Origin of the sequence: Microbispora sp. H10885 (genome assembly GCF_014161415.1) — a bacterium.
GTDB classification, from domain to species: domain Bacteria; phylum Actinomycetota; class Actinomycetes; order Streptosporangiales; family Streptosporangiaceae; genus Microbispora; species Microbispora triticiradicis.
Window position 1 is genome coordinate 129,005 of record NZ_JABBWY010000015.1, and the last position, 20,027, is coordinate 149,031.

Here is a 20,027-nt window from a genome sequence, read left to right on the forward strand (position 1 = left end):
CGGCCCATCCGAACGGGCTTCTCGGCCGGGCTTGCCGGCCGGGCTGCGCCCGGTCACGCCGCGGACCCGCGCGGCCGGCCTCTGGACGGGCCGGGGTCAGGCCAGGGCGGGGTCGAGGACCACGTCCTCGCCCTGGGTGGTGGGCGCCTCGGGGAAGTGGCAGGCGGTCAGGTGGCCCTCGCGGTTGCCGCTGAGCCGGACCAGGGGCGGCACCTCCTCGGCGCACTTGTCCTGGGCCTTCCAGCAGCGCGTGCGGAACCGGCAGCCGGACGGCGGGTTGATCGGTGAGGGCACGTCGCCCGCCAGGCGGATGCGCTCACGCGGCTCGCTCGACATGTCGGGCTCCGGCACCGCCGACAGCAGGGCGTGCGTGTACGGATGCCGGGGCCGCTCGTAGATGGACGCGCGGTCGCCGATCTCGACGATCTTCCCGAGGTACATGACCGCGACGCGCTGGGAGAAGTGCCGTACGACCGCGAGGTCGTGCGCGATGAACAGGAACGCGATGCCGAGGTCGCGCTGCAGTTCCTGCAGCAGGTTGACCACCTGGGCCTGGATGGAGACGTCCAGCGCCGACACCGGCTCGTCGGCGATGATCAGCTTGGGGTCGAGCGCCAGGGCGCGGGCGATCCCGATGCGCTGCCGCTGGCCGCCGGAGAACTCGTGCGGGAAGCGGTTGTAGTGCTCGGGGTTGAGGCCGACGATCTCCAGTAGTTCCTGGACGCGCCGCCTGCGCCCGCCGGGCGGGTCGATGTCGTTGACCTCCATCGGCCCGCGGATGATCGTGCCGACGGTCTGGCGCGGGTTGAGCGAGCTGTACGGGTCCTGGAAGATCATCTGGATCTCGGGCCTGATCGGCTTGAGCTCCCGGCGCGAGCTGTGGGCGATGTTCCGCCCGCGATAGAGGATCTCGCCCGAGGTGGGTTCGAGCAGGCGGGCCGCCAGGCGGCCGGTGGTGGACTTGCCGCAGCCCGACTCGCCCACCAGGCCGACGGTCTCGCCCTCGCCGACGGCGAGGTCGATGCCGTCCACCGCGTGGACCGCCCCGACCTGGCGCTTGATCAGCGTGCCACCCCGTACGGGGAAGTGCTTGACCAGCCCCTTGAGCTCCAGCAGCGTCTCGTTCATGCGCCGTCCTCGGTCCGAGCGTCGATCTGGGCCTCGGTCTGGTCCGAGGCCTGGGTGGTGCGAAGTTCCCTCTTCTGTTCGAGGGTGAGATAACAGGCGTCCCCGTGACCCGTCTCGGGGGAGACGTCCGGCCGCTGCCGGAAGCACAGTTCGGGCCCGGCGAGCCGCGGATAGTCGCAGCGCGGGTGGAACGGGCAGCCGGAGGGCGGGTTGAGCAGGCTCGGGGGAGTGCCGCGCACCGGCTTCAGCGGGACGTCCACGCTGGAGTTCAGCCGCGGCATCGACGACAGCAGGCCCCACGTGTAGGGGTGGCGCGGCTCGCGCAGCACCTCGCGGACGGTGCCGCGCTCGGCCGCCCGCCCGGCGTACATGACCAGGACGTCGTCGGCGGTGTTGGCCACGACGCCGAGGTCGTGCGTGATCAGGATGATCGAGGTGCCGAACTGCTGCTGCAGGTCCTTGAGCAGGTCGAGGATCTGCGCCTGGACGGTCACGTCCAGCGCGGTGGTCGGCTCGTCGGCGATCAGCAGGTCGGGGTCGCAGACCAGCGCCATGGCGATCATCGCGCGCTGCCGCATGCCGCCGGAGAACTCGTGGGGGTAGTGGTCCACCCGCACCTCCGGCTGCGGGATGCCCACCCGCCGGAGCATCTCGACGGCCCGGTCCCGGGCCTCCTTCTTGCTCGCGCCCCGGTGCTTGCGGTAGACCTCGCCGATCTGCCGGCCGATCGTGTGGAACGGCGACAGGGCGGTCAGCGGGTCCTGGAAGATCATCGCGACCCGGTCGCCGCGGAGCTTCTCCATCGTCGCGCGGTCGGCGGTGATGAGCTCCCGGTCCTCCAGCCAGATCTCGCCGCCGATCCGCGTGTGCGCGGGGTCGTGCAGGCCCAGGATGGCGAGGTTGGTGACGGACTTGCCCGACCCCGACTCGCCGACGATGCCGAGCGTGGTGCCCTTCTCCAGATCGAAGGACAGGCCGTCGACGGCGTGGACGACGCCGTCCTCGGTGCTGAACTCGACGCTCAGGTCACGGACGGACAGGAACGGCCCGGGGCCGCGAGAGGTCCCCGGCTCGCCGCTCCACGACACGGTGGTCACTTGCTGCTCCAGTTCCAGGTTTCGGGCGTTCGGCTCGGGCGCGGCTCAGGTCAGGCGGACCCGCGGGTCGATGAACGCGTAGAGCACGTCCACGACGATGTTGAGGATGACGATCATCGCGGCGCCCACGATGGTCACGCCGAGCAGCATCGGGAGGTCGTTGTTCTGCACCGCCCGCACGGCGAGCTCGCCGATGCCGTGGAGGGTGAACGTCTGCTCGGTGATGATGGCGCCGCCCAGCAGGGTGGCGAGGTCGACGCCGAAGATCGTGACGATGGGGATCATCGCGCCGCGCCAGGCGAACCGGAAGAACACCGCGCGGTTCGACATGCCCTTGGCCCGCGCCGTGCGGACGTAGTCCTCGGCGAGCTGCTCCACCATCTGGGAGCGGGTCATCCTGGTGTAGTTCGCGGTGAAGATGATCGACAGCACCACCCACGGGAGGAGCAGGTGGGTGAACCAGCCCACCGGGTCCTCGGTGACCGGCACGTAGGACGGGCGCGGGATCAGCTGCATGGTGTCGACGAGGTAGAAGGCCAGCAGCGGGCCGACGAAGTAGATCTGCAGCGAGGCCCCGATGACGGAGGAGGCGCTGGCGATCTTGTCGAGCGGCTGCCCGACCTTCCAGGCCGCGATCATGCCGGTGATGATGCCGAACGCGAGGATGACGATCGACGCCCCGAACGTCAGGGACAGCGTCACCGGGAAGCGGTCCACGATGGCGCCGAACACCGGCTCCTGGGTGGCGAAGGAGTAGCCCAGGCAGGGGGCGGGGCAGTCGCCGAACTGCACGAGCTCCCGGCCGGCGAAGATGCCCACGAGCCAGTGCCAGTACTGCACGAACAGCGGCTCGTCCATGCCCAGGTTGTGCCGGACCAGCTGGAGCGTCTCCGGCGGGCAGATCTTGCCGCAGAACGCCCGGGCGGGGTCGCGGGGGACGGCGTAGAAGAGGTAGAACGTGACCGCGCTGATGATCAGCAGGATCATGAGGGCGCCGAGGATCCGGCGTACCAGGAAGCTGGTCATGGTCTCGTACGTGCTCCAGCGGTCGGAACGGGCGGGGGCCCGCCGCCCCGCCCGCGGGGGCGGAGGCGGCGGACCCGGTGGTGCTACTTCACGTAGACGTTCAGCGCGGACTGCTCGCCCTGGATCGGGTCGAACCGCACCCCGCCGAGGCCCGAGCCGTACAGGCCGAAGTAGGTCTGGTAGAACTCGGGGATGATCGCGGCCTGGTCCATGATCTGCCGGTCGATGGCGGCCCACGCCTTGCCGGCCTCGGTGGGGTCGGTCACCGCGTTGGCCTTGTCGATGGCGGAGTTGATCTCCGGCACGTTCAGGTGGCTGTAGTTCGGCGCGTTGTCGGAGATCTGGCGGCCGTCGAACTGCGGCTGGATCGCGGTGGAGCCGGTCGGCCAGTCGGCCGCCCAGCCGCCCCAGTAGACGTCGTACTTGTTGTCCACCGGGCCGATGGCGTCGTAGTAGGTGCCCGCGTTCAGCGGCTTGCCGACCACCTTGATCCCGGCCTTGGCCAGCGCCTCCTTGATGGCGATGGTGACCTTCTCCTGCGTCGGCGTCTGGTTGTAGGCGTAGACGATGGTCGGGGTGGGGTTCCCGGCCTTCTGCAGGAGCGTCTTCGCGGCCTCGGGGTCGCCCTCGGGCTTGGCCAGCTTGCCGTACAGGTCGAACGCCTCGTAGCCGAGGACGGTCGGGCTCATCACGGTCGTAGCGATCTTCCCGGCCGAGATCTCGCCGCCCTGGAGCTGCTGGATCTGCTTGGCCGGCCACGCCAGCTGGATCGCCTTGCGGACGTTGACGTCCGTGACCCGCTTGGTGTTGATGTTGTAGAAGGTCGTGAACGGGGTCAGGCCCTGCAGCGACCGCTTCATCAGGTCGGCGTTGCCGAACACCTCCTGGACCCGCTCGGGGGCGACCGGGTTGTGGAAGGTGAACGCCTGCTTGTCGTTGCCCGTGTCGGCCATGAAGCGCTCGGTGGTCTGCTGGCTCTGCAGGCCGAACTCCATGTGGAACTTGTCCGGGTACGCGTGCCGGATCGGGTCGGTGTTCTTGTCCCAGTGCTCGTTGCGCTCCAGGTCGAGCGACTTGTCCGTCACGTGGCTGACGATCTTGTACGGACCGGACGACCAGGGCTGCTTGTCGTACTTCTGCTTCGTGTCGTGCGCCTTCGGCACGGCGCCGTAGCCGGTCATGGCGACGGTGAAGTTGAAGTCGGGGTGCGCCGCGTTCAGGTGGAAGACCACCGTCTTGTCGTCCGGCGTCTCGATCGTGTCGAGTTCCTTGCCGTCGTACGGGCCCTTGTACTGGTCGCGGAACGGCTTGTTCGGGTCGGGGACCAGCCAGGACTCGGCGTAGTCGGGGCCCTCGGTGATGAAGTCGGCGAACAGGCGCTCGAAGCTGTACTTGACGTCAGCGGAGGTGATCGGCGCGCCGTCCTGCCACTTGAGGCCGTCCTTGAGGGTGAACTTCCAGGTCTTGCCGCCGTCGGTGGTGGTGCCCGTGTCGGTCGCGAGGTCGCCGACGAGCTTGATGTTGCCCGCGTCGTCCTGCTTGTAGTTGGTCAGCGTCCGGGTGAACAGGGCCGAGACCGAGGAGTTGTAGTTGATGTAGACGCGGCCGGGGTCGAGGTGGCTGAAGTCGTCACGGTCGATCATGTAGACGGTGCCGCCCGGCTTGGCGCCCGGGACCTCGGGGGCCGGTCCCGTGGAGTCGTCGGCGGTGCCGACCGATATCGCGCTGACGGCCTTGTTCTCCAGCGGCTTCTGGGAGCTGCCCGCGGCGCCCTCGGGGGCCCCGCCGCCACCGCCCTTGGCGCAGCCGGCCAGTGCCAGCGCGCCCGCCGCGAGCACGGCCGTCATGGAGACGAATCGCCTGCTGTGCGATCTCATGTGGTCCTTCCTATGGAGGTGCGCGCTCACAGGGTCAGCGCTTGGTGCGTGGGTCGAAGGCGTCGCGGATGGAGTCCCCGAGCAGGTTGAAGGCCACCACGAAGATCAGCATCGAGACGCCGGGGAACAGCAGGTAGGTGACGTCGGAGTGGTAGACGTTCACGCCCACCTGGAACATGCGGCCCCAGTCGGGGGTGGGCTCGGTCATGCCCACGCCGAGGAAGCCGAGTCCCGCCTCCGCGCCGACGTAGAGCGGGAGCGCGAGCGTGGCCTGGATGATGATCGGGGTCCAGAGGTTGGGCAGCAGTTCCTTGAAGATCACCCGGGCCGGCGACGCGCCGGTGACGCGGGCGGCCTCCACGAACTCACGGGCCCGCAGCGACAGCACCTGGGCGCGCAGCAGGCGGGCGATGGTGGCCCAGCCGAGGACGGTGAGGACGACGCAGATCGACACGTACCGCAGCCAGACCGGCGTCTCCTCCTCGGGGAGCACGAGAGCCGCCTCGACGACCGGGAGGAAGACGATCAGGAACAGCTGCGAGGGGAACGCGAGCAGCGTGTCGATGACCCGCCCGATCACGTAGTCGGTGCGGCCGCCCAGGTATCCCGAGGTCACGCCCATCACGACCCCGATGACCGTGGTGAGGACGGTCACGATGACGGCGATGCTCAGCGAGGTGCGGATGCCGTACACGAGTTGCGTGAAGACGTCGCGGCCCAGGCCGGGCTCCAGCCCGAACCAGAAGTCCCCGCTCATACCGCCGTTCGGCGCGATGGGATAGCCGAACTGATTGAGCAGGCCGGGCTGGTTCTGCCCGTACGTGGTGTACGGGTCCTTGCCGTACAACGAGGCGATCACGGGGGCCAGGAGCGCGATCAGGAAGAAGGCGAGCACGACGATCGCCGAGGCGACGCCTGTGCTGTCGCGCCGGAAGCGGCGCCACATGAGCCGTCCGGGCGAGCGGCCGACGACGGCGGAACCGGACGCGGCCGGGTCCGCGGTGTCCGCGGGCTCCGCGGCGGCGTCGGTCGCGGTCGAGGGGGGGAACGTCATGGTTCGGTGCTCCCGGGTGGACCATTAACGATCGGAAGAGATCCGACTATAGGGAACCCTGGCAACTGATTTGGCAGGGGTCAATCACTTGGCGCGGGTAGTTCGCCGCGTTCTTGCTTCGTTGTGCAATGTAAATCACCTTGTGTCCTGCGGCCGCGTTGACCTTGGTGGACGCGCCGCGGGACACTGAATATTACATGAATGCACTTATGTCACAACTTTGTGACATAATCCACACATACCCGAGAAGAAGCGCACGGATAAGGATCCTTGTTTGATCACCGATCCGATCCCCGCAAACCCGCACTAGGTCGTTGAAGCGGGCGTGGCTACACTGGTGGGTAGCAGAGCAGCGTGCTCCGGGGTCGGTGTAATTCCGAACCGGCGGTGACATCCCTGCCCCCAGGGGTGAAGTCCGCGACCCGGCTGAAGCCATCGGCCGGTGGACCTGGTGAGACTCCAGGACCGACGGTGAAAGTCCGGATGGGAGGAAGCGCGCGAACGGGCGGTCGTATGCCGCCGGGCGGTCCCACAGGGCCGTTCCGGCAGCGGGCCGCCCGAGCAGTGGTGCGTGGCCGCATCCCGATCGTTCCCCGGGGCCCGCCGTTACGACAACGGCGAGAGGAAGACCGGGTGACCTCGCGGGACATCCTTCACATGCGGCGCGCGATCGCGCTCGCCGCCCGGGGACTGGGCGGCACCAGCCCCAATCCCGTCGTCGGCTGCGTCGTCCTCGACGCGTCGGGTGAGGTCGCCGGGGAGGGCTTCCACGCCTACGCCGGCGGTCCGCACGCCGAGATCGTGGCGCTGCGCGAGGCGGGCGGACGGGCCCGGGGCGGCACGGCCTACGTGACGCTGGAACCGTGCGCCCACACCGGCAGGACCGGGCCCTGCGCCACCGCCCTCCTGGAGGCCGGCGTGGCGCGGGTCGTCGTCGCCGTCCCCGACCCCAACCCCGTGGCCTCGGGCGGCGCTGAGGTGCTGCGGCGGCACGGCGTGCTGGTGGACGAGGGCGTGCTGACGGCGGAGGCCGAGGAGGGCAACGCCGCCTGGCTGACCTTCGTACGGGCCCGCAGGCCCTATGTGACCTGGAAGTTCGCCGCGACGATCGACGGCCGCTCGGCGGCCTCCGACGGCACCAGCCAGTGGATCACCTCGCCCGAGGCGCGGGCCGACGTGCACCGCCTGCGGGCCGAGAGCGACGCCGTCCTCGCCGGAATCGGCACCGTGCTCGCCGACGACCCCCGGCTGACCGTCCGGCCGTCCGTCGATTCGATCGCGCCGCCCGCGGCCCTCCCCGCCTCGCCGCGCGCCACGCCCGTGCTGCGCGTCGTCGCCGACCCCGGCGCCCGCACCCCCGCGGGCGCCCGCGTGCTGGACGGCGAGGCCCCGACGCTGGTCGCGGTGGCCGAGGACGCCGCGGTCCCCGCCCACCTGACCCACGTCGTACGAATCCCCCGCGCCAAGGGGGGAATAGACCTCCACGCTCTCCTGGCTGAGTTGCGCGGGAGGCAGATCGTGAGCGTGCTGGTCGAGGGGGGTCCCACGCTCGCGGGCGCGTTCCTGCGGGAGGGACTCGTCGACCGGGTCGTCGGCTACCTCGCCCCGGCGCTGCTGGGCGCGGGCGCGGCGGCGCTCGGCCCGGCGGGCGTCTCGACGATCACGGAGATCCACCGGCTGGAGTTCGCCTCGGTGACCCCCCTCGGGCCGGACCTCAAGGTGGTCCTGCGGCCCAAGATCCCCGCTCGTCAGTCCTTCCCGCACACCGATCCCCTGGGTGCGGATCCCCAGGTCGTACAGTCCCCTAAGGAGAGCTGAGATGTTCACCGGAATCGTCGAGGAGCTCGGCGAGGTCGTGGCTCTGGAGTCCCTGGGCGACTCCGCGCGCCTCACGGTGCGCGGCCCGGTCGTCACCGGCGACGCCCGGCACGGCGACTCGATCGCCGTGGACGGCGTGTGCCTCACCGTGGCCGGCGCGGAGGGCGACTCCTTCGCCGCCGACGTGATGAAGGAGACCCTCGCCAGGTCCGCGCTCGGCGCCCTGCGCCCCGGCTCGCGGGTCAACCTGGAGCGCGCCGTACGGGCCGACCAGCGGCTCGGCGGGCACATCGTGCAGGGCCACGTGGACGGGACCGGGGAGGTGCTGTCGCGCGAGCCCGGGGAGCACTGGGAGGTCGTGCGGATCTCGCTGCCCGCCGGTCTCGCCCGCTACGTCGTGGAGAAGGGGTCGATCGCCGTGGACGGGGTCAGCCTGACCGTGGCCGCGGTCAGCGACGACTCCTTCGCGGTCAGCCTGATCCCCACCACCCTGGAGCTCACCACGCTCGGCCGCAAGCAGCCGGGCGAGCCGGTCAACCTGGAGGTGGACGTCATCGCCAAGTACGTCGAGAAGCTGACCGCCGCGACCGCCAAGGAGGTCGCGGCGTGAGCTGGACCGAGGCGGGATTCGACGTGTACGGCCAGCACGTCCTGTGGACCGACCTGGTGGGCAACGTGTGCGCGCTGGGCACGGTCTGGCTCGCGATCAAGAAGACGATCTGGACCTGGCCGGTGCAGCTGCTCGGGTCGGTCCTGCTGTTCGTGGCGTCGGTCGGCGCGCACATCACGGGCAACGCGCTCAAGCAGGCGCTGTTCGGCGTCCTCGCGGTCTACGGCTGGGTGAAGTGGTCGCGCGGCACCCGCGGCGGCGCGGAGCTGCCCATCCGGTCGGCGCGGCCGGGGGAGCGGGCGGCGCTCGTGGGCCTGCTGGTCGCCGGGACGGTGGCGGTCGCGCTCACCTTCACCTTCCTCAACTCCCGGGGCTGGAACATCTCCTGGAACCCCTGGCCCGACGCGTACATCTTCGTGGGCAGCGCGGCGGCGACGTGGGCGCAGGGCAGGGCCCTGGTCGACTTCTGGATCATCTGGGTGGCCGTCGACCTCGTGGGGGTGCCGCTGGCGTTCAGCTCCGGGCTGGTCGTCTCCGGGGTGGTCTACGGGCTGTTCTTCGTGATGGTGATGATCGGTTTCCGTGACTGGCTGCGCCAGTCGCGCACGCTGCGGGCGGTGATCGCGTGAGTGACATCAGGCTGGACCCGATCGAGCGGGCCGTCGCCGACATCCGGGACGGCCGTCCCGTGGTCGTGGTCGACGACGAGAACCGCGAGAACGAGGGCGACCTCATCTTCGCCGCGTCCAAGGCGACGCCCGAGCTGGTCGCCTTCACGATCCGGCACACCAGTGGCGTGATCTGCGTGGGCATGGAGGGCGCCACGCTCGACCGGCTCGGCCTGCCGCTGATGGTGCAGGACAACCGCGAGCGCCTGCGCACGGCGTACACGATCAGCGTGGACGCCAGGGACGGCGTGACGACCGGCATCTCCGCCGCCGACCGGGCCAGGACCATCAGGACCCTGTGCGACTCGGCGACCGAGCCGTACGAGCTGGTGCGGCCGGGGCACATCTTCCCGCTGCGCTACCGCGAGGGCGGCGTGCTGGCGCGTCCCGGCCACACCGAGGCGTCGGTGGACCTCGCCCGGCTGGCCGGGCTGTCCCCGGCCGGCGCGCTCGCCGAGATCGTCAACGACGACGGCACGATGGCGCGCCTGCCGAGGCTGCGCGAGTTCGCCGACGAGCACGACCTCGCGCTCGTGTCGATCGAGCAGCTCGTCGAGCACCGCCGCCGGTCGGAGCCGATGGTCACCCGGGCCGCCGAGACCGGCATCCCGAACCGGTACGGCATGTGGCGCGCGTACGGCTACGCCAGCGCGCTCGACGGCGGCGAGCATCTCGCGCTGGTGTACGGCGACCTCGGCGACGGTGAGAACGTGCTCGTCCGGGCGCACTCCGAGTGCCTCACCGGGGACGTGCTCGGCTCCCTGCGCTGCGACTGCGGGGTGCAGCTCGACACCGCGATGCGCATGATCGCCGAGTGCGGCCGCGGCGTGATCGTGTACCTGCGCGGCCATGAGGGGCGGGGCATCGGGCTGCTGGCCAAGCTGCGGGCCTACGGCCTTCAGGACAACGGCAGCGACACCGTCGACGCCAACCTCGAACTGGGGCTGCCGGTGGACGCCAGGGAGTTCTCCAACGCGGGGCAGATGCTGGCCGACCTCGGCGTGAAGTCGGTGCGGCTGCTGACCAACAACCCCGCCAAGACGCGGGGCATGGACGGGTACGGCGTCAAGGTCCTCGGCCGCGAACCCATGCCGGTGGCGATGAACCCCTACAACGAGCGGTACCTGACGGCCAAGCGGGACCGGCTCGGCCACGAGATCTCCGGCGGCATACCCCGCGACATCCACGGCGAGCACTTCGGCAGGGAGGCCTCATGAGTGAGCGAAGCGAGCGAACAAGCAGGCACGGCGCGGTCCGCGCATGCGGCTCCGAGCCGTCAGGCGAGGAGGGCGCATGAGCGGTGCGGGACGGCCGGACGCGGCGGCGGTGGACGCGGGCGGGCTCACCGTCGGCATCGTCGCGGCCCGGTGGCACGAGAAGATCACCGACCAGCTCCTGGCCCGGGCGGAGCGGGCGGCCGAGGACAGCGGCGCGGCCGTGGTCACGGTCCGGGTGGCCGGGTCGCTGGAGATCCCGGTGGTCGCCCAGGCACTGGCGCGGCGCTGCGACGCCGTCGTCGCGCTCGGCGCGGTGATCCGGGGCGACACGGCTCACTTCGACTACGTCTGCGACTCGGTCACCGCGGGGCTGACCAGGGTCAGCCTCGACGAGTCCACCCCCGTGGGCAACGGGGTGCTGACCTGTGACACCCTTGATCAAGCGGTCGAGCGGTCCGGCGTGCCGGGCAGCAAGGAGGACAAGGGGTACGAGGCGACGATCGCCGCCCTGGAGACCGCGGTCCTCCTGCGCGGCCTCGCCGGCTGACACCCGCGCGATCCTCGCATCCGCAGCGCCGAGCCGGGAAGATGTCACTGGTGATCACGTTCCGTCCGTCCGCCGGGCACGCCGTACGCAGTCCCGAGGGGGATCGTCATGCCTGAGGGCGTGCCGTCGTTGCCGGTCACCTGGCGGCCCCGGAGCACGACGATCATCGCGTACGGCCTGGCGGGGGTGATGGTGGGCGGTGCGATCGTGCTGGCGGTCGGCCTGCCGGAGCAGTTCAAGCTGCCCGACCGGCTGGGCATGGTCGGCTTCGGGCTGCTCGTGGCGTTCGTGCTGCACCTGCTCGGCCGCCTGCGGGTGCGGGCGGACGAGCGGGGGATCACGGTGGTGAACCCGCTGCGGGTCCACCGTTTCGAGTGGGCGGAGGTGCTCGACGTCACGATGGTGGAGGGCGACCCCTGGCCCAAGCTCGACCTCGCGAACGGCCTCAGCCTGGGCGCGATGGGCATCCAGAGCACCGAGCGGGAGCGCTCGCGCCGGGCGGTCGCCCAGCTCACCGCCCTCATCCGGGAACGCGGCGAGGCCCCCGACCACCTCTAGCTCCTGAATGGTCACCGAAATCAGGAAATATCAGCAGCCCTGAAATAATTGACATGGCTCGAATAGCGCCTGCCTCCTAGACTCTGGACGTGGCCGCCAGGCGGGAGTCGCAAGTGGGCAATAAGCCCGATTCGAGCGACGTTGCGAGATCTGCCCTTCCATGGGGTAAAACGCTGCAGGCGCGGCGGCTGGCCGCCGAACTCACCACGAAAGAACTGGCCAAGCGGGCGGGGTGCGATCCGGCGTTCGTCGTCTGGCTGGAAATGCTCCCGGTCCGGCCGGCGAGTGGTCTGGCGGACCGGGTGGAGGCGCTGCTGGATCTGCATCTCGACCCACCGCCCGAGACCCCGCCCGGACCCGGCCCCGAGGGGCTGATCAGCAGGAGGGCCTTCACCGGTTCGCTGAGCGCGATGATCTACTACGCGGCGAGCCGCGGGGACATCGCCGGCGCGGCCCTGCGGCCGCGGCTCGGCCGGGAGATGATCGACGATCTGGACGCGGCCCGGCTCGCCCTGGTGGCGCGCGAGCGCGCCTTCGGCCCGGCCGAGCTGATCGCCTCCGCCGCGGGTTACCTGTCGCTGATCCGGCGCCTGCTGCGGGAGGGAGCGCACGGCTCCATGAGCCGCGAGCTGCTCAGGACCGGCGCCCAGTGGGCCGACTTCGCCGGTTGGCTCCATCAGAGCGCCGGCGCTCCGGCCGTCGCCGCGTCCTACGAGGACCTGGCCGTCACCTGGGCGCGGGTCGGCGGCAACGCCCAGCTGGAGGCCTACTTCCTCGGCCGGCGTTCCCAGATCGCCGTCGACGCGGACGACCGGCCCTTCGCTCTGTCGCTGGCGCGGACGACGATCGAGGACGGGCTCCCGCCGACGATGAAGGCGTTCCTGCTGCAGCAGCGGGCGCACGCCTACAGCGGCATGGGAGTGCGGAAGATCGGCCTGCGGCTGCTCGACGAGGCCGACGAACTGGTCGACGGCCCGCGGGCCCAGGATCACTCGGGCGAGAGGAATCTGATCAAGGCGGATTACGTCACGCACGCCTATCTCGCCCTGCAACGCGGAAAGGTCCTGACCGACACCGGGCGTCCCCGAGCCGCCATCGAGGTGCTGGAGGCGGGCATGCGGAAGTGGCCGCGCGATTTCTACCACGAGGGAAGCCTGGTCTCCGCCCGCCTGGCGGTCGCCCATGCCGCTGCCGGCGACATGGAGGAATCCGCCCGCGCGGCTCTGCGGGCCGTTCGCATCGCGAAGGAGACCGGAGCGGGCCGGGCGATGGGGGAGATGGCCCCGATCATTCCGGTTCTCCGCGCTCATCGCCGGAAATCTCGAACAATCGACGAATTCTTCCGGATTCTAAACAACGTTCCTTCTACCATCTGACGAGGCGAGGCGGCCGCAGGAACAGCGGCACGACTCCTCGCGGGAATCGAACGTCTCAACAACGGGTGGCCGATGTCGGAATTCTGGTTGGGGCTGCTCGGCGCGGTCATCGGCGGGGTGTTCAGCACGGCCGGTTCGCTGGTGCAGGCACGTGCCACGTACGGCGCGGTCATGCGGCAGGTCGTCGCCCAGCACGAGTTCGATCGCCGGCTCAGGAGGGAGGACGAGATCCGGAGCGCGGCGACCGCCATCCTGCTCGCGTTGTCGAGCATGTCCGCGCGGGCCTTCTCGCTGGCCGAGCAGCGGGCGTCGGCGCACGAGCACACCGCCGGGGCGGCCGGCGATCTCCTGTCCGGCCTCGCGACCGGTGCGAGGGAGACCCGTTCGCTGGTGCTCGTGTACGAGGACCTGCTCGACGACGAATCGGTCGAGCGGGTGCTGGAGGCGTGCGCCCTCGCCGCCGACCTGCCGTTCCAGCCCGACTCGCACCTCGGCACGGCGCTGGAGCGGATCGACCTGGCGATGCGCACGCTCAAGGCCGTGAAGCGCGGGGAGGCCGTTCCGCCGGCCTAGTGCCGCCTCACCCTTTCCTCGTTCCACCCGTTGATCACCACGAGAAACCAGGCGGACGCGCCGGAGCGGCGCGTCACCACAGCGGGCGACGCGCCATCCGCCGTCCGGGTGAGGACGGTGCCCCGGCGGGCCTCAGGCGGTCAGCCGTACGGGCGTGGGGGTGTCGTGCAGGCCGCGGCGGCGCAGTTCGGGCAGCACGCCCTCCCCGAACCAGTAGGCCTCCTCCAGGTGCGGGTAGCCGGACAGGACGAACTCCTCCACGCCGAGCGAGGCGTACTCCTCGACGAGGTCGGCGACCTCCGCGTGGCTGCCGACGAGAGCCGTGCCGGCGCCGCCGCGCACCAGGCCGACCCCCGCCCACAGGCCGGGGTGGATCTCCAGGTCCCTGACCCTGCCGCCCCGGAAGCCCTCGTGGAGCGCGAGCATCCGCTGCTGCCCGACCGACTCGCTGCGGCCGAGGACGGCGCGCGCCGCGTCGATGTCCTCGGGGGAGATCTGGTCGAGCAGCCGCTTCGCCTCCGCCCACGCCTCCTTGGACGTGTCCCTCGCGATCACGTGCAGACGGATGCCGAAGCGCAGCGTACGGCCCTCGGCGGCGGCCAGTTCGCGCATCCGGTCGAGCTTGGCCGCGACCTGCGACGGCGGCTCGCCCCAGGTGAGGTAGACGTCCACGTGCCGGGCCGCGACCGGGCCGGCGGCGGCCGACGAGCCGCCGAAGTACAGCTCGGGCACGGGGTCGGGCCGCTCGGCGACCGTCGCGCCCTCGACGTCGTAGTAGTGGCCGGTGAAGTCGAACGGCCCGTCCCAGGCGCCGCGGACGATCGTCAGGAACTCCGCGGTCCGGGCGTACCGCTCATCCTTGGCCAGATGGTCGCCGAAGCGCCGCTGCTCGGCGGTCTCACCTCCGGTGACCACGTTGAGCAGCAGCCGCCCGCCGGAGATCCGCTGGTAGGTGGCGGCCATCTGGGCCGCCAGCGTGGGCGACAGCGCACCGGGACGGAACGCGACCAGGAACTTCAGCCGCGTCGTGACCTGGGTCAGCGCGGCGGTGACCAGCCACGCGTCCTCGCAGTAGGTCCCGGTCGGGGTGAGCACGGCCTCGAACCCCGCCTGCTCGGCCGCGCGGGCCACCTGGGCGAGATAGTCGATCGAGGGCGGGCGGCGGACGGCCGCCGCGGACAGGCCGTGACTGCGCGTCAGGCCGTGCCCGCCGCCGACGATCGCCCGGCCGTCGCCGGATGTGGGCAGGAACCAGTGGAATCTCATCGCGCGGCCTTTCCGACGACCTCGTTGAATCGGTCGTCAACGAACTGGGAGAACGTGACCGTGCCGGGGATCAGGCCCTCGGCGCCGAAGGCGTCGGCGATCTCCTGCTCCGAGGAGACGACCGAGTCGTCGATCTCGACCGGGGTGGCCACGGCGTTGGCGACGGCGGCGTTCGCCACCTCGGCGGGCAGGCCGGTCTCCTGCGCCCAGACCTTCGCCCACTCGTCCAGGTGGGCGGCGGCCCAGACCCGGGCCTTGGCCAGGCGGGTGAGGAAGTCGGCGATCGCGGCCCGCTTGCCCGTGTCCTCGATCGCGGCCGGGGCGGCGACCTGGAAGCCCAGGCCGTTCACGATGCCCGCGCCGTCGACCAGCAGCCGCGCCCCGTGCTGGATCTTCGCCTGGGAGGAGAAGGGGTCCCAGATGGCCCAGGCGTCGACCGTGCCGGAGGAGAACGCCGCCAGGGCGTCGGCCGGCTGGAGATACTGCGGCTGGATGTCCTTGAAGGACAGCCCGGCCTTCTTCAGCACGGCGAGCAGGTGGTAGTGGGCCGAGCTGCCCTTGGCCACCGCGATCTTCCTGCCCTTGAGCTGCGCCGTCGAGGTGATGGCGGACCCGCCGGGGACGAGGATCGCCGACCCCTTGGCGCTCTGCCGGTAGGCCGAGACGACCTTGATCTTCGATCCGGAGGCGGCGGCGAAGACGGGCGGGGTGTTGCCCACGCCGCCGATGTCGACCGCGCCGGCGTTCACGGCCTCCAGCAGCGGTGGGCCGGAGGTGAACTGCGACCACGCGATCGTGTAGGAGGTGCCGCCGAGCAGCCCGGCGGCCTTGAGGATGGCCTCGGAGCCGGCCTTCTGGTCGCCGACCCGCAGCGTGACGCGTCCCTGGGCCTCGCCCGGCTTTCCGGCGGCGGCGTCCTGCCCGGCCGGGGCGCAGGCCGCCGTGCCGGCCGTCAGGGCGATCAGCAGTACGGCGAGGAGTCTCCTGGTCATTCCGTTCCTTCCGGGGGCGCGCCCAGGGCCGCCAGCAGGGCCGCGCGCAGGGCGAGGAGGTCGTGGTGGTCGCGGTGCCGGGGGCGCGGCGCGGTGACGGTCCAGGAGTGGGCGACCCGCCCGCCGTCGAGCACCAGGACCCGGTCGGCGAGCGCCAGGGCCTCGTCCACGTCGTGGGTCACCAGCAGTACGGCCGGGCCGTGCGCCGCCCACAGGTCGAGCACGAGGCGGTGCACGGTGATCCGGGTCAGCGCGTCGAGCGCGCTGAACGGCTCGTCGAGCAGCAGGAGGCGGGGCTCGCGGACGAGGGCCCGGGCGAGGCTCGCCCGCTGCGCCTCGCCGCCGGAGAGCGTCAGCGGCCACGCCCCGGCACGCTCGGTCAGGCCGACCTCCGCGAGCGCGGCGTCCGCCCTGGCGGCGGGGCCGGGCGCGTCCAGGCCGAGCGTGAGGTTGTCGCGCACCCGCTTCCACGGCACCAGCCGGGGCTCCTGGAAGGCCACGGCCACCGAGCCGTCGACCTCGATGTCACCCTCGACCTCGTCGTCCAGCCCGGCGAGCGCGCGCAGCAGGGTGGACTTGCCCGAGCCGCTGCGGCCGAGCAGTGCGACGAACTCGCCGGGCGCGATCGTCAGGTCGAGGCCGTCCAGCACCGCGCGGTCGCCGAAGCGCCGGGTGAGGCGCCGTACCGAGGCCGCCGGTGCCTCGCCGGGACGGCCCGAACCGCCGGCGGGGGCCAAGTCACTCAGCGGGACAGGAACTCGCGCCGCCATCCGAGCGCCCTCCTTTCGAGGAGCCGGACCAGGGCGTCGGTGAGCAGCCCGAGCGCGCTGTAGACCAGCAGGCCGACCACGATCACGTCGGTGCGGAGGAACTCCCGCGCGTCGTTGATCATGTAGCCGAGCCCGGCGTCCGCGTTGATCTGCTCGGCCACGATCAGCGCCAGCCAGGCCACGCCGAGGCTCTGGCGCAGCCCGACGAGGGTCTGGGGCAGCGCGCCGGGGAGCACGATGTGCCGCACCAGCGCGGCCCTGCCGAGCCGGAGCGTACGGGCGAGTTCGGCGAGCTTGCCGTCCACGCCCCTGATGCCGGAGAACGTGTTGAGGTAGAGGGGGAAGGAGACGGCGAGCGCGACCAGCAGCACCTTGGGCGTCTCACCGATGCCGAACCAGAGGATGAACAGCGGGATCAGCCCGAAGAACGGCAGCGCCCGGAGCATCTGCATGATCGGGTCGACCGCGTTCTCACCGGCCCGGCTCAGCCCGGCCACCAGCGCCAGGACGATGCCGGCCGCCGCTCCCGCCGCGAAGCCGAGCAGGACGCGTTCGAGCGACACCGCGATCGCCGTGGGCAGCGTGCCGGACCGCACCAGGTCGAGCGCGGTCGCCGCGATCTGCGACGGCGCGGCGAGTAATCGGGCGGGCAGCAGCCCGCTGCCGCTCGCGGCCTGCCACACCAGCACGACGGCCACGGGGCTCACCCACCGGTACGACCGCCTCCCGGCGGACCGGACCGCGGCGCCTACGGCGGCGGCGCGGACGGCAGGGGCGCCGCCGGCGTGTGGGGCGGTGCCGGTTTCGATTCCGGCGACGGACATGGACACACCTCGCAGGGACGACGGAAGATTCCCCACAAGGGTTGTCCATATTTCCTACCAAGTCAATAGGTTATGTCTCTCCGCCGACGGCCGACGGCCGACGGGACCCGGGCACCCGGTCACGAGGCTCCGGGGACGGTGACCTTCCGCTCCTTGAACGGGAAACCGGTCCTCGCGGCGTCGCTCTGCAGGCCGCTCAGCGAGGCCTGGCCGGCGTTCAGGTCGGCCTCCGTGGCGGTGCCGCTCTTGAGTCTGTCGGTGAGAGCCCTGACCTTGGTGCCGACGCCCTCGACGGCCTTGCAGAGCGTCGGGTTGGCCACGGCGAACCCCTTGGCGACCTTCAGTTCGTGCAGGGCGAACAGTCCCGCCACCGCCGCCTTCGCGAACGTCCGCTTGCGCTTCTCCGCTCCCTGCTCGAAGCCGCCGCTGCGCAGCGGTTTGTAGATGTAGCGGTGGAAGGCGCCGAGGGCGAGGCCCGCGTGCAGCGCGAAGCGCGTCTTGGCGAACCGCCTGGCGTTGCCGCCCGACGGGCACGGCGAGTTGTACTCGCTCTCCGTCGCGGTCGGCGTGGCGGCCGCCGCCGGACCGGCGACGGCCGCCTTTTCGGACACCGCCCTGGTGGTCGTGCCTCCGCAGCCGGTGAGCAGCGCCAGCGTCAGTGTGACCGCGGCGGTGAGCGCGGCAAGGGATCGGGCATGTCGTGCGGCCATCGTTTCCCCCTGGTGACCCTGTGGTTCCGCGGCGGTGTTTCCCGCGGGCACGTTCTGGACGAGGTTGCCGCCCAGATGCCGACTATTCAGGCTTTTGCCGTATCCGGAGAATTCCATCACGATGGTCGTCCACGCATTTGGCGGTCGCCGTTCCGGGAGAACGTAGATCCCGTGCCGGGAGAATGCCGGAAAACGCCCATCGAGGATCGATCCAAACGGCCTCCGGCCGCTCCACGGCGATTGGGAGATAGGGAATCGCAATTGATTCATCCCGGATCATGTCGCGTGTCGGCCGATGGTCTGGACGCATTCCGGAACCGGTCCGGACTATGGAAGAGGAACACCCGAACCCACGTGTGACGTGATCGGAGAGGAGAACGGCCATGCGAGGAAGGCGACTCGGCATGACCATCGGCTCGGCGCTGCTCACGACGGTCGCGCTCTGGCCGGCGGCGGGATCCCCGGTGCGGGCGTCCACGATCTCCGGCGGCGTCGCCGTCTCGCAGGCGGCTCCCGGCGCGTCCGTCGCGAAACCGAAGCCGCCCAAGTGCTCTTATCGCTGCACGAACCATCGCAAGTACAAGTGCTGTCCGAAATGCAAGCGCGTGAAGGGCAAGTGCTAGCCGCCGATAAGCCGAGTCGCGGGGCCGCCAGGGTGGTGTGCCGGGTGCGCCGATCGCCGGCCGCCACCGCGGCGAGGACTCGTCGAGAGGGGCGCCGCCGTCAGGAGGCGGCGGCGCGAACCACGTGCTGTGCCGCGGCTGGTCAAGCCGACGCCGGATCTCCCGGCCGGTGGGCGGCCCGCGCCGTCGGCCTATGCTGATCGGCGACGACGGGAGAGCGCATGGCGGTGCTGATCGACCGGCCGAACTGGCCGGGTCCCCGGGGGCTGCTCTGGTCCCATCTGGTCAGCGACTCGTCACTGCGGGAACTGCACGAGTTCGCCCGCCTGCTCGACGTGCCGGAACGCGCCTTCGACCGGGACCACTACGACGTGCCGGAGACGGTCTACGACCGGGCCGTCCTCCTGGGCGCCGAGCCGGTCGGGAGCCAGGAGCTGGTGCGGCGGTTGCGCGCGTCCGGCCTGCGCCTCCCGAAGACGCGAAACAGATCTACTTTGTAAAGGCGCGCTCTTCCAGATCGGCGAGTTCACGGGTCATGTTGTCGCGGGCGCGGTCCTCCCACAGGTCCCGGCCGACGGGAGTGCCGAACAGGCGGGGCTTGCCGAGCAGCGCCCGCAGCACCGCGGCGCGGCCGGCCCGGAAGGCGTCGCCGGGCACGTGCCGGTACTCCTCGCGCACGGCCCTCGTGTACGCCTCGTACGTCTCGGGCGGCGCTCCGAGGATCGCGAGGTCGGCGTCGCACAGGACGGCCGCGTTCGCGTCCCCGGGCTCGTACGTATGGCCCGCTGTGAGCCGCACCAGCCGGGCGACCTCGGCGACCCGCGCCGGGGGCAGACCGCAGGCGGGCAGCCGGGACTGGGCGAGCTGGGCGCTGCGCTCCTCGTCCCGGCCGGGCCGCCCGTCGTAGACGGCGTCGTGGAACCACGCGGCCAGCCGTACGGCGTCGGCGTCCGCGGCCTGGGCGGCCAGCGGCTCGACCGCGGCCAGGACCGCCCGCAGGTGAGCCGTCGTGTGGTAGCGGCGGTGTGGCTCCGCCCATCGGGCGGCGAGTTCGGCGGCGAGCGCCCGCCCGGCGGGGGAGCCGGCGAGGCAGGCGGGCCGGGGCAGGCTCGGGTCGTCGGTCATGCTCCGACCCTAAGGAGTGTCGGGCGACGCGACAGCCTGGACTCGTCGCCGATCGGCCACCGGACGCCGACCGGCCTGAGGGGGACCGGCAGGAGACCCGGGCGCCTGCCTCGCCCGCCGGTCCGGTGACCGCGTGGGGGAGCGCTGTGGGATTGTGCCAAGGCGGCG

21 protein-coding genes and 1 riboswitch are annotated in these 20,027 nt (G+C 71.2%); of the genes, 10 read left to right on the top strand and 11 right to left on the bottom strand.

The window, feature by feature from the left end; genetic code table 11:
• Nucleotides 1–96: 96 nt before the first annotated feature.
• The 5 genes from HHX37_RS32615 to HHX37_RS32635 all read right to left on the bottom strand — a co-directional run bounded on the left by HHX37_RS32615 (nt 97) and on the right by HHX37_RS32635 (nt 6,182).
• Nucleotides 97–1,128, bottom strand: a complete 1,032-nt coding sequence (locus tag HHX37_RS32615) for an ABC transporter ATP-binding protein (protein ID WP_182879093.1) — start codon at nt 1,126–1,128, stop codon at nt 97–99.
• Nucleotides 1,125–2,225, bottom strand: a complete 1,101-nt coding sequence (locus HHX37_RS32620) for an ABC transporter ATP-binding protein (protein WP_310737891.1) — start codon at nt 2,223–2,225, stop codon at nt 1,125–1,127. The genes HHX37_RS32615 and HHX37_RS32620 overlap by 4 nt, the downstream gene beginning before the upstream one ends.
• A 45-nt stretch (nt 2,226–2,270) precedes the next feature.
• Nucleotides 2,271–3,251, bottom strand: coding sequence for an ABC transporter permease (locus tag HHX37_RS32625; protein WP_111700282.1), 981 nt, complete (start codon nt 3,249–3,251; stop codon nt 2,271–2,273).
• Between the two features lie 83 nt (nt 3,252–3,334).
• A complete protein-coding gene (locus HHX37_RS32630; protein WP_182887858.1) occupies nt 3,335–5,128 on the bottom strand; it encodes an ABC transporter substrate-binding protein in 1,794 nt (597 codons plus the stop codon).
• 34 nt (nt 5,129–5,162) lie between these two features.
• Nucleotides 5,163–6,182, bottom strand: a complete 1,020-nt coding sequence (locus HHX37_RS32635) for an ABC transporter permease (RefSeq protein WP_182887859.1) — start codon at nt 6,180–6,182, stop codon at nt 5,163–5,165.
• A 350-nt stretch (nt 6,183–6,532) separates the two neighbouring features.
• Nucleotides 6,533–6,683, top strand: a riboswitch (FMN riboswitch).
• 132 nt (nt 6,684–6,815) lie between these two features.
• On the opposite strand from HHX37_RS32635, the gene ribD reads away from it, so the two are divergent.
• The 8 genes from ribD to HHX37_RS32675 all read left to right on the top strand — a co-directional run bounded on the left by ribD (nt 6,816) and on the right by HHX37_RS32675 (nt 13,549).
• Nucleotides 6,816–8,000, top strand: a complete 1,185-nt coding sequence (ribD, locus tag HHX37_RS32640; protein WP_310740644.1) for a bifunctional diaminohydroxyphosphoribosylaminopyrimidine deaminase/5-amino-6-(5-phosphoribosylamino)uracil reductase RibD — start codon at nt 6,816–6,818, stop codon at nt 7,998–8,000.
• A gap of 1 nt (nt 8,001) precedes the next feature.
• Complete coding sequence (locus HHX37_RS32645; RefSeq protein ID WP_182879090.1) at nt 8,002–8,610, top strand: riboflavin synthase; 609 nt, start codon at nt 8,002–8,004, stop codon at nt 8,608–8,610.
• Nucleotides 8,607–9,239: a nicotinamide mononucleotide transporter family protein gene (locus tag HHX37_RS32650; protein ID WP_117409773.1), complete on the top strand. Its 633-nt coding sequence runs from the start codon at nt 8,607–8,609 to the stop codon at nt 9,237–9,239. Before HHX37_RS32645 ends, HHX37_RS32650 begins: the two co-directional genes overlap by 4 nt.
• Nucleotides 9,236–10,495: a bifunctional 3,4-dihydroxy-2-butanone-4-phosphate synthase/GTP cyclohydrolase II gene (locus HHX37_RS32655; RefSeq protein WP_182887860.1), complete on the top strand. Its 1,260-nt coding sequence runs from the start codon at nt 9,236–9,238 to the stop codon at nt 10,493–10,495. Before HHX37_RS32650 ends, HHX37_RS32655 begins: the two co-directional genes overlap by 4 nt.
• Before the next feature lie 76 nt (nt 10,496–10,571).
• Nucleotides 10,572–11,042 carry a 6,7-dimethyl-8-ribityllumazine synthase gene (ribH, locus tag HHX37_RS32660; protein ID WP_182879089.1) on the top strand — a complete coding sequence of 157 codons (471 nt, stop codon included), beginning with the start codon at nt 10,572–10,574 and terminating at the stop codon, nt 11,040–11,042.
• Between the two features lie 108 nt (nt 11,043–11,150).
• Nucleotides 11,151–11,600, top strand: coding sequence for a PH domain-containing protein (locus HHX37_RS32665; protein WP_138462811.1), 450 nt, complete (start codon nt 11,151–11,153; stop codon nt 11,598–11,600).
• A gap of 113 nt (nt 11,601–11,713) precedes the next feature.
• Nucleotides 11,714–12,976: a hypothetical protein gene (locus HHX37_RS32670; RefSeq protein ID WP_182887861.1), complete on the top strand. Its 1,263-nt coding sequence runs from the start codon at nt 11,714–11,716 to the stop codon at nt 12,974–12,976.
• Between the two features lie 72 nt (nt 12,977–13,048).
• Nucleotides 13,049–13,549: a hypothetical protein gene (locus HHX37_RS32675; RefSeq protein WP_182879087.1), complete on the top strand. Its 501-nt coding sequence runs from the start codon at nt 13,049–13,051 to the stop codon at nt 13,547–13,549.
• Nucleotides 13,550–13,681: 132 nt separating this feature from the next.
• Here HHX37_RS32675 and HHX37_RS32680 read toward each other — a convergent pair whose 3' ends face one another.
• The 5 genes from HHX37_RS32680 to HHX37_RS32700 all read right to left on the bottom strand — a co-directional run bounded on the left by HHX37_RS32680 (nt 13,682) and on the right by HHX37_RS32700 (nt 18,111).
• A complete protein-coding gene (locus tag HHX37_RS32680) occupies nt 13,682–14,815 on the bottom strand; it encodes an LLM class flavin-dependent oxidoreductase (protein ID WP_182879086.1) in 1,134 nt (377 codons plus the stop codon).
• Nucleotides 14,812–15,807 carry an ABC transporter substrate-binding protein gene (locus HHX37_RS32685; protein WP_182887862.1) on the bottom strand — a complete coding sequence of 332 codons (996 nt, stop codon included), beginning with the start codon at nt 15,805–15,807 and terminating at the stop codon, nt 14,812–14,814. Before HHX37_RS32685 ends, HHX37_RS32680 begins: the two co-directional genes overlap by 4 nt.
• Complete coding sequence (locus tag HHX37_RS32690) at nt 15,804–16,577, bottom strand: ABC transporter ATP-binding protein (protein ID WP_182887863.1); 774 nt, start codon at nt 16,575–16,577, stop codon at nt 15,804–15,806. Before HHX37_RS32690 ends, HHX37_RS32685 begins: the two co-directional genes overlap by 4 nt.
• On the bottom strand, nt 16,550–17,401 hold the full coding sequence (locus tag HHX37_RS32695; protein WP_138462807.1) for an ABC transporter permease: 852 nt from the start codon (nt 17,399–17,401) through the stop codon (nt 16,550–16,552). The genes HHX37_RS32690 and HHX37_RS32695 overlap by 28 nt, the downstream gene beginning before the upstream one ends.
• A gap of 119 nt (nt 17,402–17,520) precedes the next feature.
• Entirely contained in the window at nt 17,521–18,111 is a 591-nt protein-coding gene (locus HHX37_RS32700; RefSeq protein ID WP_182887864.1) for a hypothetical protein, read from the bottom strand.
• Between the two features lie 383 nt (nt 18,112–18,494).
• On the opposite strand from HHX37_RS32700, the gene HHX37_RS32705 reads away from it, so the two are divergent.
• Both HHX37_RS32705 and HHX37_RS32710 read left to right on the top strand, forming a co-directional pair.
• A complete protein-coding gene (locus tag HHX37_RS32705; RefSeq protein WP_182875723.1) occupies nt 18,495–18,734 on the top strand; it encodes a hypothetical protein in 240 nt (79 codons plus the stop codon).
• 221 nt (nt 18,735–18,955) lie between these two features.
• Nucleotides 18,956–19,234, top strand: coding sequence for a DUF4031 domain-containing protein (locus tag HHX37_RS32710; protein WP_117409761.1), 279 nt, complete (start codon nt 18,956–18,958; stop codon nt 19,232–19,234).
• On the opposite strand, the gene HHX37_RS32715 is transcribed toward HHX37_RS32710, so the two are convergent.
• On the bottom strand, nt 19,224–19,859 hold the full coding sequence (locus HHX37_RS32715; RefSeq protein WP_182887865.1) for a metal-dependent phosphohydrolase: 636 nt from the start codon (nt 19,857–19,859) through the stop codon (nt 19,224–19,226). The genes HHX37_RS32710 and HHX37_RS32715 overlap by 11 nt on opposite strands.
• Nucleotides 19,860–20,027: the final 168 nt, after the last annotated feature.